The organism is Endozoicomonas sp. G2_2, assembly GCF_017744135.1.
Classification (GTDB): domain Bacteria; phylum Pseudomonadota; class Gammaproteobacteria; order Nevskiales; family Salinisphaeraceae; genus Salinisphaera.
In genome coordinates, this window is sequence record NZ_JAGHQU010000004.1 from 117,702 (window position 1) to 130,502 (window position 12,801).

Genomic DNA, 12,801 nt, shown 5'->3' on the forward strand with positions numbered 1-12,801 from the left:
AGGCGCGGATTCGCTGCAGCTAGGCGCGGCGCGAGCGCGGCTTGCGGTTGCCGCCGCCTCCCTTGCGTCGGCCGCCGCGCGGCTTGCGCGGGCGCCGGGCCGGGATCACCACGTCGTCGGCAAACGCCTCGCCGTGCGGCATCTCGGCTTCGATCTTGTGCTCGATATAGGCCTCGATATCGGGCAGCGAGTACACATACTCCTCGCAGGCGAAGGAGATGGCGTCGCCGGTGTTGCCGGCGCGCGCGGTACGGCCGATGCGATGCACGTAATCCTGCGCGTCCTGCGGCAGATCGTAGTTGATGACGTGGGTCACGTCGGGAATGTGCAGTCCACGGGCGGCCACGTCGGTGGCCACCATGATTGGCAACTTGCCCTGCTTGAAGTCCTCGAGCAGACGCAGGCGCTTGTTCTGGGCCACGTCGCCGGACAGCGTCGCGGCGGTAAAGCCGTTGGCATTGAGGCCGTCCTCGATGAACTCGGCCGTGCGCTTGGTGTTGATGAAGATCAGCGTCCGGCCGTTGTCGATACGGCGCAGCGTGCCCACCAGAAGCGCGAGCTTGTCGTCCTTGGACACGTGGTAGAGCTTTTGCGTGATCGCGCCGATGTTAACCGTCTCGGTATCGGTGCGGATCAGCGTCGGACTGTTCATGTGCTCGTAGGCGAGCTCGAGCACACGATGGCTGAGCGTCGCCGAGAACAGCAGGTTCTGGCGGTTCTCGGGGCGGGGCATCTTGCGGAACATGTAGCGAATGTCGTCGATGAAGCCCAGATCGAACATGCGATCGGCCTCGTCGAGCACTGCCACTTCGATAGCCTTGAGGGTGTAGACCTTCTGCTTGTAATAGTCGATCAGCCGGCCCGGGGTGCCGATGAGAATATCGACGCCGTCCTGAATGGCCTGTCGCTGCTCTTCATAACCCGTGCCGCCGTAGCAGACGACACATTTCAGGCCGGTGCCCGATGCCAGCGGCAAGGCGTCCTTGTAGATCTGGTCGGCGAGTTCGCGCGTCGGCGCGAGAATGAGCGCGCGCGGCTGGCTGGCCTGGGCCGGCGCGTGTTCGCTCGGTTCGGGACTGTCCGTGAGCAACCGATGCAGGGTGGCCAGGAGGAAGGCCGCGGTCTTGCCGGTGCCGGTGTGCGCCTGGCCGGCAATGTCCGTGCCCTTGAGTGCCAATGGCAGGGTCTCGGCCTGGATGGGCGTGGCGTGCGAGAAGCCCCGCTCGGTCAGACCGGCCAGAATGGTCTCGTGCAGACCGAGTGCATCCAGCCGCGTGTCGGTAAGCAGATTCTGCTGGGCAGGTTCGGTGGCGGGGGCGGTTTCGGTCATGTTGGCCTTTGGAATTGAGTGAGCGATGTCGTCAACAGGTACGTCGTCGACCAGGTCGATTGGCGGCCCGATACGCAGGGGTTGAAAAACGCGCCGAGATAGGCTCCAATAGCCGCTAACGTTGCGAATACGGATATTCGCTGCACTGCCCGAGTCGGGTCGACTCGCATTCCGGCACTGTTTTTTGCAGCCCGCACTATAACAGCTTGTGATCTTCACGGTTGTCGGGCCGCGACCTTTCGCGCAGCTTGCAAACATCTTTTCGCGCCCTTAATTACCAGCTCAGTAGCGCTTTGCTCCCCCGCGGACAGGCGCGAATTTCATTTGTCCCGTTTCATTTCCGAGGACGCCCAATGAGTGAAAACATCATCAAAGTCAGTGATGACAGCTTCGACAACGAAGTGCTGTCGGCTTCCGGCCCCGTGCTGGTCGATTACTGGGCAGAGTGGTGCGGCCCGTGCAAGATGATCGCGCCGGTGCTGGACGAAATCGCCGATGAGTACGACGGCCGGCTGACGGTCGCCAAACTCAATATCGACGATAACCCGAACACGCCGCCGCGTTATGGCATCCGTGGCATTCCGACCCTGATGCTGTTCAAGGACGGCGAAGTGGCCGGAACCAAGGTCGGTTCCGTGTCCAAGACGCAGCTGACCGAATTCGTCGATCAGCACATCTGATCCCGATACCGCCGCCGGCTCGAAGCCGGCGGCTTTCGTTTGATCTGCAACGGATCAAGCGCCCGCCCACTGCGAAACCTCTGTCATGACGCTTTCGCTGCAACTCATAGATAGCCGTGTCTGAAGAAACAGTCGACGAACGCCAGTCCAAGGATTCGAACAACAACGGCGGCAACGGTGGCAACAACCGCCGCGGTCGGCGTCGCAAGAATTCGAATGGCCCGAACAAGCCGCGCAACAACAACGGCAATCGCGGCAAGGGCGGCGGCCCGAACAAGGGTGGCAACAACCCGCCTAACGAAGACATCGATGAGGCCGAATTCGAGGCCTATGCCGGCGTTGCCGGCGATGGTCCGATCCTGAACCTGAGTGAGCTCAAGCAGAAGACCGCTGCCGAGCTCATGGAAATGGCGCAGGACATGCAGCTCGAGAACCTCTCGCGCATGCGCAAGCAGGACCTGATCTTCGCCATGCTCAAGGGGCACGCGAAATCGGGCGAGCGCATCTACGGCGACGGCGTACTCGAGATCCTGTCGGACGGCTTCGGTTTCCTGCGCTCGAACGAGTCGTCGTACATGGCCGGCCCGGACGACATCTATGTGTCGCCCAGCCAGATTCGGCGCTTCTCGCTGCGGACCGGCGACAATATCGAAGGCCGTATCCGTCCGCCCAAGGAATCCGAGCGTTATTTCGCGCTGCTCAAGGTCGACAAGATCAACGAGGACCCGCCCGAGAAATCCAAGGGCAAGGTCCTGTTCGAGAACCTCACGCCGCTGTTCCCGACCGAGCGGCTGCACATGGAGCTGGGCAACGGCTCCACGGAAGACATCACCGCGCGCACCATCGACCTGGTCGCGCCCTTCGGCAAGGGCCAGCGTGGCCTGATCGTCTCGCCGCCCAAGGCCGGCAAGACGATGATGATGCAGAACATCGCCCAGTCGATCGCGACCAATCATCCGGATTGTCACCTCATCGTGCTGCTCATCGACGAGCGGCCCGAGGAGGTCACCGAGATGGAGCGCAGCGTGCGCGGCGAAGTGGTCTCGTCGACGTTCGACGAGCCGGCCTCCCGCCACGTGCAGGTCGCCGACATGGTGATCGAGAAAGCCAAGCGGCTGGTCGAGCACAAGAAGGACGTGGTGATCCTGCTCGATTCGCTGACCCGTCTGGCGCGCGCCTACAACACCACCGCCCCCTCCTCGGGCAAGGTGCTGACCGGCGGTGTCGACGCGAACGCGCTGCAGAAGCCGAAGCGCTTCTTCGGTGCGGCCCGTAACGTGGAAGAAGGCGGCAGCCTCACGATTCTGGCGACCGCGCTCATCGAGACCGGCTCGAAGATGGACGAAGTCATCTACGAGGAGTTCAAGGGCACGGGCAACATGGAGGTCCATATGGACCGCCGAATCGCCGAAAAGCGCATCTACCCGGCGATCCACGTCAACCGCTCCGGCACGCGCCGCGAGGAAAAACTGGTGCCGCAGGACGAACTGCAGCGCATGTGGGTGCTGCGCAAGCTCCTGCACGGTATGGACGACCTGGCGGCCATGGAGCTGCTCATCGATCGCATGAAGCAGACCAAGACCAACGCCCAGTTCTTCGAATCCATGAAGCGCTAGGCCCGGCCACGGTGCCAGGCATGAAAAAGCGGGCTTCGGCCCGCTTTTTTGTGTCCGCTCGCAACCGAGCGACGTGACGCCGGCGCCGGTGCGTTCGCTACCGCGCCTCGCGGGCGGCGGCCTGAATGCGAGGGGCCAGGTCGCGCGCACTGGCCCGCCATGCGTTCGACAGGCTTTCGACCAATGCATCGTAGCCGTCGTTGGCCAGCGGCTCGCGGCGCTCGAAGCGCTCGCGCACGACGGTATTGCCCTGGGCATCGACAATTCGCCACTGCCCGGCGATATGTGCATGCCCGTCGTAATGGCCCATGAAGGCATCGACGCGTGTCGCCAGTCTCAGAACGGGCCGCGACGTCTCGGCGGCGTCTGCCTGTAACTGCACTTGCAGCCGCGGCAGCGCAGCGGTCAATTCGGCCTCCAGCGCTTCACGCAGTTGTCCGGCCAGTGGTGCTGCCCAGCGGTTGTTGTTGGCGATGGCCACGCGGTGGGCGCTCGTCTGGTACACGATGCCGCTCTCGTCGAGATAGGGCGAGAGCCGGACCGGCGCGATGACCAGCACGCCCTGCGAGCGGTCTGCAGAAGCGGGTTCGGCCGGACGATCCCGGTCGAGCAGGAACATGGCCGGTGCATTGGCGCTGCTGGCACAGCCGGTCGTGGCCAGCACGGCACATAACGCGAGTAGACGAATCGATTTCATCGGGCAGCCTTGGGGATCGGGTCCTTGCCTTCGGCGGGGCCGAAGATGAGGGCGTTGGGATCGTTGCGCAGTGTGCGCGCCAGCGGTGCCACGTCATCAAGCACGCGGTTGAGGCGGTCCAGCGAGCGGTTGAATTCACCGTAGGCGGGTGCGCCCTGCTGGAAACCGTCCAGCGTCTGCTGCAGCTCGCCGAGCGTCACGCGCAGGGTGCGCGGTAGTTCACGCGTATCCTCGGATTCGAGCAGCCGGTTGATGTTGCGTGTCGCGCGGTGCAGCTGGTCGAGCGTGGCGTTCGAGGTTTCCAACGTGTGTTTCAGGTCGTTCGCGATCGGCCGGATATCGAGCGCGTTGAGCTTGTCCATCAGGTCCGACAGCTGCGTCTGGATGCTCGTGATGCTGCTGGGCACGCTCGGAAAGACCTCGTACTGGCCGATGGTTTTCGGGGCGTAGTCCTGCGCGTTGTTCTCGAACTGCAGGTTGATGAACGTCGAACCGGTTAACAGGTTGCCGGACTTGATAGTGGCACGCAGGCCGTTGGCGAAGAAGCGCCGGTTGTTCTCGCGCCATTGCGCGTCGCTCCAGTCGGTCCAGCTGTTGGCCGGACGCTGGGGCTCGACCGAGATCAGGACCGGAATCTTGAAGTCCGAGAACTGGCCGAAGTCGAAGTCGTCGCGGAAGTAGGGCACCTGCTCGACCGTGCCGATGCGCAGGCCGCGGTATTCGACGGGCGCACCGTTATTCAGGCCGCGCACCGAGTCGTCGAGGAGAATGACGTACTCGATCTTGTCGTCGAAGCGATCCTGGGCGGCGGCGTTGCGGGTCGGATACAGCTTGAAGCCGTGTCCGGCCTCGACCGCGGCGCCCGGTTCCACGCCGGCGGGCAGGCCGAAGGTCACGCCGCCGGCAAGAATGCTCTGCAACGAGCCAGTCTGGACATCCACGCCGTCCGAGCCGAGATGGAAATCGATGCCGGAACGCAGCCAGAACTGGGTCGTGCGCGTGACCAGACGCGAGAACGGTTCGCGCACGAACACGCGATATTCCATGCGCTGCGCGTCGACGGCGAACTCGCTGGACTCGATCTGGCCCACGGTCTGGCCCTGGTAGATGATCGGGTCGCCCACGGCCAGCGAATTGTCGGCATCGCTATTGAGCGTGATCACCACGCCGGGTTCGTCGGGCGAGCGTGCCGGCGGCGTATCCTGCACCGCGAACTCGCGCCGCGAGGTCTCGGCCTGGCCGGGTTGCAGCTGGATGTAGGCCCCGGACAGGATCGTGCCGAGCCCGCTGATGCCCTGGCGTCCCACGCGCGGTTTCACGACCCAGAAACGGCTGTCCTTCACGAGCAGATCGGCCGTATCGGGATTCATCTGCACGGTCGCGACCGCGCCGTTGTAGTCGTCGGCGAGCCGCACGTTCACCACATGCCCGACCTCAACGCTGCGCACCTTCACCAGGGTCTTGCCGGCTTCGAGGCCTTCCGCCGTATCGACGGCCAGCGTGATTTCCGGGCCGTGCGACATCACGTTCTGGTAGATGAGCCACAGGCCGATGAGCGCGGCGCCGAGCGGAATCAGCCATACGGGCGACGGGCGCCAGGGGCCCGGGCGGGCGGTCACGGCGGTGTTCGGGTCATTACTCATGCACTATCCGCGTTGAAGGTGTCGCCCCAGAGGCGTCGCGTGTCGAAGGTCAGGGCGGCGACCATGGTCACCACGACCACGGCCGCGAACGCCAGCGCTGCCGGGCCCGGTTCGATGGCCATCAGCGCGCCGGCCCGGACCAGCGCCGCCAGCACCGCGACCACGAACACGTCGATCATCGACCAGCGCCCGAGCTTTTCGGTCACGCGATAGAGCCGCATCTGTGCCTGCGAATCGTCGTGCCAGCCATGGCGCGCGGCCAGGCAGAGCCAGCCCAGAGCGACGATCTTGCTGATCGGGACCACCACGCTCGCCACGAATATGACCAGCGCGATCGGCCACGACCCGGTGTGCACGAGGTGCAGAACGCCGCCGATGATGGTCTGCGGTTCGGTGCTGCCGAGACTCGTCGTCGACATGATCGGGTAGAGATTGGCCGGAATATACAGGATCGTGGCGGTGACGAGCAGCGCCCAGGTCAGCTGCAGCCTGTCGACGCCGTAATGCGCGTGGCGTCGGCCGCAGCGCGGACAGTGGTGGCGACGGTTGGCGCGAAAGGGCGTGTCGCAGCCGCGACAGACGACCAGTTGCTGACTCGCGCCGGTACGGCCGGTCTGTATGGCGGGCGCGGCTGCCGGCACGGGCGCGAGCCGGTCCCAGAGGCTCGACCAGTCCACCAGCGTCAAGGTGCGCAACAGCAATAGCGCGTAGACACAGAACGCGACGAACGACAGGCCGATGTGTACATCGGCGAGGGTGACGATCTTGATCAGGCTGACCAGCACGCCGACGATGAACACGTCCGACATCATCCAGGGTTCCAGCGGCTTGAGTCGCCGCGCCAGCTGGATCGCGAGGCGATGCCCGCCTTCGCCGCGCGCGGCCACAGCGCACAGATACACGAGTGCGAGCAGGTAAGCGCCCGGCAGACCGACCGTGGTCAGCAGCAGCAACGTTGCCAGGCTCGGATACGCGTAACCGGCGAGTGCGCCGGCAGCGTCCACGAACGACATCGTATGCCCTATGCCCTGGGTCGAGAAGCTCAGGAAATCGAAGGCGAAGACCAGCCCGAGCATGATCAGCGTGCTCAGCGCCCACGCCAGCGGGCGCTGCATATCGCGCTGCGCGGGCGCCGCCACGTGGTGGTGGCAGCGCGGGCAGTGCGCGGATTCGCCCTCGGCACGCGGCGGCACACGCATCACCCAGTCGCACTCGCGACATAGCGCGATACGATCGGTGCTTGCGTGGGGTCGGGCGTTCATCGTGGTGCCATAGCGCGGACAGGCGGTTACAGGTGCACCGGGCAAAAAAAAGCGGGCCGCAGCCCGCTTTTTCGCCGCCGCGTGCTAGCGGTTGTTGATGTCGACGTAGTCGCGCAGCTGGTAGCCGGTATAGACCTGACGCGGACGCGCGATGCGCATGCCCGGATCGGCCATCATTTCCGACCAGTGCGCCGCCCAGCCGACCGTGCGCGCGATGGCGAACATGGGCGTGAACATGTTCACCGGAATGCCCAGCGCCTGGTAGATGATGCCGGAGTAGAAGTCGACGTTCGGATACAGCTTGCGCTCGACGAAGTAGTCGTCTTCGAGAGCGATGCGCTCGAGCTCGAGTGCGAGTTCGAAGAGCTTGTTGTTCTGCATCCCGTAGTGCTCGAGGATCTCGTGGCAGTAGCCGCGAATGATCTTGGCGCGCGGGTCGAAGTTCTTGTACACGCGGTGGCCGAAGCCCATCAGACGGAACGGGTCGTTCTTGTCCTTGGCCTTTTCGAGGTACTTCGGCACCTGCGAGACGTCGCCGATCTGGCCGAGCATGTTCAGCACCGCCTCGTTGGCCCCGCCGTGGGCCGGCCCCCACAGCGCGGCGATGCCCGAAGAGATCGCGGCGTAGGGGTTGGCGCCGGTGGAACCGGCCATGCGCACGGTCGAGGTCGAGGCGTTCTGTTCGTGGTCCGCGTGCAGGATGAACAGCACGTCCAGCGCCTTGGCGGCCACCGGATCGACTTCGTATTCCTCGGCCGGCACGGCAAAGCACATGCGCAGGAAGTTGGCGGCGTAGTCGAGATGATTCTTCGGGCCGATCTTCGGCTGGCCAATGGAGTGCTTGTAGGCCGCTGCCGCGATCGTCGGCATCTTGGCGATCATGCGATGAGCGAAGATCGCGCGATGCTCCGGATCCCGGATGTCGGTGGTGTCGTGATAGAAGGCCGAAAGCGAACCCACGATGCCGGTGAGAATGGCCATCGGGTGGGCGTCGTAATGGAAGCCGTCATAGAACTTCACCAGCGACTCGTTGAGCATCGTGTGATGCGTGATCGCGTGGCGGAAGTCTTCCATCTCGGTGGCGTTCGGCAGTTCGCCGTTGAGCAGCAGGTAGCACACCTCGAGATAGCTCGAGTGCTCGGCCAGCTGATCGACGGGGTAGCCGCGATACATCAGGATGCCGTTCTCACCGTCGATGAAGGTGATATCCGACTTGCAGCTGCAGGTCGCGGTGAACGCGGGATCGTAGGTGAATACGCCCTGTTTCGTGTTCAGGCCGCGTACGTCCACGCCCGGCGTACCGAGGGTGCCGTCGACGACCGGCAGCTCGGTGCTGCTGTCGCCCTGCGGATTGCTGATCTTGAAAGCTTCGCTCGTCATCTACGATCTCCCGGGTTTAGTCCGTCATGTCCGGTATCAGGCCTGTCAGACCTCGATCACCGGTTGCGGATAATGCGAAGGGTATTCGGTACGTGCCACGCCGGTTTCCACGGCAGCCTGGGCCACGGCGGGCGGAATGAAATCGATCAGGCGCGGGTCGAACGGGCTCGGAATGATGTAGTCCGGGCCGAACGACATGGCGTCCTGATCGTGGGCTTCCAGCACGCTGTTGGGCACCGGCTGGCGGGCGAGTTCGCCCATGGCGCGGGCTGCGGCGACGCACATGGTCATGTTGATGCGCCGCGCGCGCACATCGAGCGCGCCGCGAAAGATATAGGGGAAGCCCAGTACGTTGTTGATCTGGTTCGGATAGTCGCTGCGGCCGGTCGCCATGATGAGATCGTCGCGCACGCTCTTGGCGTCCTCGGGCGTGATCTCGGGCGTGGGGTTGGACAGCGCGAACACCACCGGCTTGGCCGGCATCATGCCGATCTGTTCCTTGGATACCGTCTCCGGGCCGGACAGGCCGATAAACACGTCTGCCTGCTTCATGGCGTCGTCGACGGTGCGCAGGTCGGTCTTGGTCGCGAACTGCGCCTTCTGCTCGGACAGGTCGTCGCGATCGGCGTGGATCACGCCTTTGCGATCGCACATGAACACATTCTCGAGCTGCGCGCCCATCTCCAGCAGCAGGTTCATCGACGCGACGCCTGCCGCGCCCGCGCCCATGCACACGATCTTCGCATCGGCGAGCTGCTTGCCCTGCAGTTCGAGCGCGTTGATCAGGCCGGCCGCGACGATGATCGCGGTACCGTGCTGGTCGTCGTGAAAGACGGGAATATCGAGACGTTCGATAAGCGTCTGTTCGATCTCGAAACAGTGCGGCGCTGCGATGTCCTCGAGATTGATCCCGCCGAACGTCGGCGCGATGCGCATCACCGTATCGATGAAGTCCTTCGGGTCGTCGGCGTCGACTTCGATATCGAAGACGTTCACGTCGGCAAACTTCTTGAAAAGCACCGCCTTGCCCTCCATCACCGGCTTGCTGGCCAGCGCGCCGGTATCGCCGAGGCCGAGCACTGCGGTGCCGTTGGAGATCACCGCGACCAGATTGCCCTTGGAGGTATAGCGAAAGGCGTCCTCGGGGTCGTTCTGGATCGCCTTGACCGGTTCGGCCACACCCGGCGTGTAGGCCAGCGACAGCTCTTCGTACGTGGTAAAGGGCTTGGTGACCGAAATCGCAAGTTTCCCCGGCTTGGGCTTTGCGTGGTAGTCCAGAGCTTCCTGTTTGCGCGAGTAATCGGCCATGCAGTTTTGCGGCTTTGCGTTCCGGCAGAGGGGCCCGTCAGCGCGCGGTTCGCGGCGCTAGGGCGATTATCAACGAATACCCGAGTATACCGGCGGTCTCGCCTTGCGACTAGCGATGCCTGTGTGGCTCAGCTGTTTTCCGGCTGTGCGTCGACCCCGAGCAGCGCGCCGTCCGGATCGGTCTCGACGCTGACCGCGATCGGTTGGCAGCACACGAAACAGTCCTCGATATAGCTTTGATCGCCCGCCGAGCAGTCGATGAGCAGGGTGATCGGTTCGCCGCAGTAGGGGCAGGTCACTGTCGCTTCTTCGAGCATGCGCGTTTCGTTCGGGCGGTGGTTCAGGGCAGCAGTTCGGCGAGAATGGTATCGAGAAAACGCCAGCCACGATCCGTCGCGCGCAGCCCTCGCGCATCGAACGCCACCAGTCCCCGGGCGATCGGCGTGGCCAGGGCGTCGCCCAGTTCGGCCCAGCACAGGCCGCTGCGTTGTTCGTATTCCTCGCGCGATACGCCCGCCCGCCGGCGCAGGCCGTTGAGCAGGTATTCGAAACGCGCGTCGTCGGCGGTGAGCACGCGTGTTTCCGTGATCGACGCAGGCCGGCCGGCCACGCTCATATAGCCCGTGGGCCAGCGCTGACGCGCCGTGCGTTCGATACGCCCGTCGGCGCGAGTGCGCTTGCCGTGCGCGCCCGCGCCAATGCCCAGATAGTCGCCGAAGCGCCAGTAGTTGTCGTTGTGTCGACACGTCGCGCCGCCTTTCGCCCAGGCCGACACTTCGTACTGTGCATAGCCGGCAGCAACCAGACGCTTGCCGGCCTGCTCGAAAATCTCGACTACCGTGTCCTCGTCGGGCAGGGCCGGGGGGTGGCGATAGAAGGGCGTGTTCGGTTCCAGCGTCAGCTGGTAATAGGAGATATGGCCGGGATCGCGCGCGATGATCGGGTCGAGATCCCGCATCGCGCGCTCGACGTCTTGTCCGGGCAGCCCGAACATCAGGTCACAGTTGAGCGCGTCGAAGCCGCCGGCGCGCGCGTCGTCGATCGCGGCGAGTGCTTCGGCCGCGCCGTGAATGCGCCCGAGTGTGCGCAGGCAATCCTCGTCGAGACTTTGAATGCCCAGCGACAGCCGGTTCACGCCGACCGCACGCAGATCGGCGAAACGCGCGTGTTCGGTGGTGCCGGGGTTGGCTTCCAGGGTGATTTCGCAGTCGGCGGCGAGCCCGAGGCGATCATCGATCGCGGTCAGAATGCGGCCGATCGCGGCGGCCGAGAACAGACTCGGCGTGCCGCCGCCGAAGAACACCGTGTCCACGGTGCGGTTTTCCTGTGTGCACGCCAGAGCCCAATCCGCGAGCAGCGCGTCTATATAGGCCTCTTCCGGCAGATCGGTCGGCGCCCGATGCGAATTGAAATCGCAATAGGGACATTTGCGCACGCACCAGGGCAAGTGCACGTAGGCCGATAGCGGTACGGCTTCGCGGCGTGCGACCGCCGGGGCCGGGGTGGCGTTGTCAGTCGCCGTGGCCATGGGCACGCAATTGTTCGACGAGCTGCTGCATCGCCCGGCCCCGGTGGCTGATTTCGTTCTTGCGCGTTGCGGTCAGCTCGGCGGCACTGGCGTTCTCGCTGTCGACCCAGAACAGCGGGTCGTAGCCGAAACCGCCGTCGCCGCGCACTGCGTCGAGAATCCACCCGCGCCAGACGCCGTGTGCAATCACCGGCACCGGATCCTCGGCGCCGCGGGTGGCGACCAGGCAGCAGTGGAAGGCGGCGCCGCGCTGTTCGGCCGGCAGGCCTTCAAGCGCGGCGAGCAGCTTGTCGTTGTTGGCGTTGTCGTCGCCGTGCGTGCCGGCATAGCGCGCCGAGTGGACCCCGGGGGCGCCCGCCAGGGCATCGACGGCAAGCCCGGAATCGTCAGCGATCGCGGGCAGGCCGGTATGGGCGGCGGCGTGGCGCGCTTTGATCAGCGCGTTGTCGACGAAGCCGATGCCGGTCTCCTCGGCGGCGGGGACGTCGAATTCGTTCTGGGCAACGAGTTCGATGTCCAGGCCGGCCAGCAGGCTGCGCATTTCGGCGAGCTTGCCCGCATTGCCGGAAGCCAGGACCCAGCGTCGTGACGACATGCCCACGCGCCTAGCTTTCGCGGGCGGCCCGCTGAAGGGCGATCAGCTCGCCAACGCCTTTCTCGGCGTGGCCGAGCAGGGCATCCAGTTCGCTGCGCGCAAACGCATGACCTTCGGCCGTGCCCTGAATCTCGACAAAGCCGCCGGCCTCGTTCATGACGACATTCATGTCGGTTTCGGCCTGCGAGTCCTCGGCATAGTCGAGATCGAGCACCGGCGTGCCGTCGTAGATGCCGACCGAAACCGCCGCGATCTGGCCGTGGATGGGGTTGGACTTGAGCTTGCCGGCCTTGACCAGGGTGTCCATGGCGTCCACCAGCGCGATATAGCCGCCGGTGATGGAGGCGGTGCGGGTGCCGCCGTCGGCCTGAATCACGTCGCAGTCGACGGTTACCGTGCGGCTGCCCAGCGCGTTCATGTCGACGACCGCACGCAGGCTGCGCCCGATCAAGCGCTGGATCTCGACGGTGCGACCCCCTTGCTTGCCGCGCGCAGCCTCGCGCCCGTTGCGGCTGCCGGTGGAGCCGGGAAGCATGCCGTATTCGGCCGTCAGCCAGCCGGTGTTCTGGCCGCGCAGCCACGGCGGCACACGTTCCTCCACGCTGGCGGTACAGATCACGCGCGTATCGCCGAAGCTCACCAGCACGGAGCCGGCGGCGTGTTTGGTGAAATTGCGTTCGAAGCGCACGTCGCGCAGTTGATCGGCAGCTCGTCCGCTGGGTCGCGTGGTCAAGGTTTCTGGCCTTTCATCGTCGAGTGTAT

12 protein-coding genes are annotated in these 12,801 nt (G+C 64.7%); 2 read left to right on the forward strand and 10 right to left on the reverse strand.

Features of this window, described 5'->3' with window-relative positions; genetic code table 11:
* Positions 1-19 precede the first annotated feature (19 nt).
* Entirely contained in the window at positions 20-1,330 is a 1,311-nt protein-coding gene (locus J7355_RS06300; RefSeq protein WP_209060981.1) for a DEAD/DEAH box helicase, read from the reverse strand.
* Positions 1,331-1,683: 353 nt separating this feature from the next.
* Here J7355_RS06300 and trxA point away from each other — a divergent pair, with 353 nt between their 5' ends.
* Both trxA and rho read left to right on the forward strand, forming a co-directional pair.
* Positions 1,684-2,010, forward strand: a complete 327-nt coding sequence (gene trxA, locus J7355_RS06305; RefSeq protein WP_209060983.1) for a thioredoxin TrxA — start codon at positions 1,684-1,686, stop codon at positions 2,008-2,010.
* Positions 2,011-2,369: 359 nt separating this feature from the next.
* The gene (gene rho, locus J7355_RS06310) at positions 2,370-3,626 is read left to right on the forward strand and encodes a transcription termination factor Rho (protein WP_209061244.1); all 1,257 of its coding nucleotides are present in this window, start codon (positions 2,370-2,372) and stop codon (positions 3,624-3,626) included.
* A gap of 97 nt (positions 3,627-3,723) precedes the next feature.
* On the opposite strand, the gene J7355_RS06315 is transcribed toward rho, so the two are convergent.
* The 9 genes from J7355_RS06315 to rph all read right to left on the reverse strand — a co-directional run bounded on the left by J7355_RS06315 (position 3,724) and on the right by rph (position 12,772).
* Positions 3,724-4,323 carry an ABC-type transport auxiliary lipoprotein family protein gene (locus J7355_RS06315; RefSeq protein WP_209060985.1) on the reverse strand — a complete coding sequence of 200 codons (600 nt, stop codon included), beginning with the start codon at positions 4,321-4,323 and terminating at the stop codon, positions 3,724-3,726.
* Positions 4,320-5,966, reverse strand: a complete 1,647-nt coding sequence (gene pqiB, locus J7355_RS06320) for an intermembrane transport protein PqiB (protein ID WP_209060987.1) — start codon at positions 5,964-5,966, stop codon at positions 4,320-4,322. Before pqiB ends, J7355_RS06315 begins: the two co-directional genes overlap by 4 nt.
* The gene (locus tag J7355_RS06325; protein ID WP_209060988.1) at positions 5,963-7,228 is read right to left on the reverse strand and encodes a paraquat-inducible protein A; all 1,266 of its coding nucleotides are present in this window, start codon (positions 7,226-7,228) and stop codon (positions 5,963-5,965) included. Before J7355_RS06325 ends, pqiB begins: the two co-directional genes overlap by 4 nt.
* A gap of 84 nt (positions 7,229-7,312) precedes the next feature.
* Entirely contained in the window at positions 7,313-8,608 is a 1,296-nt protein-coding gene (locus tag J7355_RS06330; RefSeq protein ID WP_209060989.1) for a citrate synthase, read from the reverse strand.
* A 45-nt stretch (positions 8,609-8,653) separates the two neighbouring features.
* Entirely contained in the window at positions 8,654-9,916 is a 1,263-nt protein-coding gene (locus J7355_RS06335) for a malic enzyme-like NAD(P)-binding protein (RefSeq protein WP_209060990.1), read from the reverse strand.
* A 128-nt stretch (positions 9,917-10,044) separates the two neighbouring features.
* A complete protein-coding gene (locus J7355_RS06340) occupies positions 10,045-10,233 on the reverse strand; it encodes a CPXCG motif-containing cysteine-rich protein (protein ID WP_209060991.1) in 189 nt (62 codons plus the stop codon).
* A 23-nt stretch (positions 10,234-10,256) separates the two neighbouring features.
* Complete coding sequence (gene hemW / locus J7355_RS06345) at positions 10,257-11,444, reverse strand: radical SAM family heme chaperone HemW (protein ID WP_209060994.1); 1,188 nt, start codon at positions 11,442-11,444, stop codon at positions 10,257-10,259.
* A complete protein-coding gene (gene rdgB, locus J7355_RS06350; protein ID WP_209060996.1) occupies positions 11,428-12,039 on the reverse strand; it encodes an RdgB/HAM1 family non-canonical purine NTP pyrophosphatase in 612 nt (203 codons plus the stop codon). Before rdgB ends, hemW begins: the two co-directional genes overlap by 17 nt.
* Positions 12,040-12,049: 10 nt before the next feature.
* Entirely contained in the window at positions 12,050-12,772 is a 723-nt protein-coding gene (gene rph, locus J7355_RS06355) for a ribonuclease PH (RefSeq protein WP_209060998.1), read from the reverse strand.
* Between the last annotated feature and the right edge of the window lie 29 nt (positions 12,773-12,801).

Bases quoted from the DNA above. Each gene is read 5' to 3' on its own strand.
- J7355_RS06300 (WP_209060981.1), bottom strand. From the start codon at position 1,330: ATGACCGAAACCGCCCCCGCCACCGAACCTGCCCAGCAGAATCTGCTT.
- trxA (WP_209060983.1), top strand. From the start codon at position 1,684: ATGAGTGAAAACATCATCAAAGTCAGTGATGACAGCTTCGACAACGAA.
- J7355_RS06315 (WP_209060985.1), bottom strand. From the start codon at position 4,323: ATGAAATCGATTCGTCTACTCGCGTTATGTGCCGTGCTGGCCACGACC.
- pqiB (WP_209060987.1), bottom strand. From the start codon at position 5,966: ATGAGTAATGACCCGAACACCGCCGTGACCGCCCGCCCGGGCCCCTGG.
- J7355_RS06325 (WP_209060988.1), bottom strand. From the start codon at position 7,228: ATGAACGCCCGACCCCACGCAAGCACCGATCGTATCGCGCTATGTCGC.
- J7355_RS06330 (WP_209060989.1), bottom strand. From the start codon at position 8,608: ATGACGAGCGAAGCTTTCAAGATCAGCAATCCGCAGGGCGACAGCAGC.
- J7355_RS06335 (WP_209060990.1), bottom strand. From the start codon at position 9,916: ATGGCCGATTACTCGCGCAAACAGGAAGCTCTGGACTACCACGCAAAG.
- J7355_RS06340 (WP_209060991.1), bottom strand. From the start codon at position 10,233: ATGCTCGAAGAAGCGACAGTGACCTGCCCCTACTGCGGCGAACCGATC.
- hemW (WP_209060994.1), bottom strand. From the start codon at position 11,444: ATGGCCACGGCGACTGACAACGCCACCCCGGCCCCGGCGGTCGCACGC.
- rdgB (WP_209060996.1), bottom strand. From the start codon at position 12,039: ATGTCGTCACGACGCTGGGTCCTGGCTTCCGGCAATGCGGGCAAGCTC.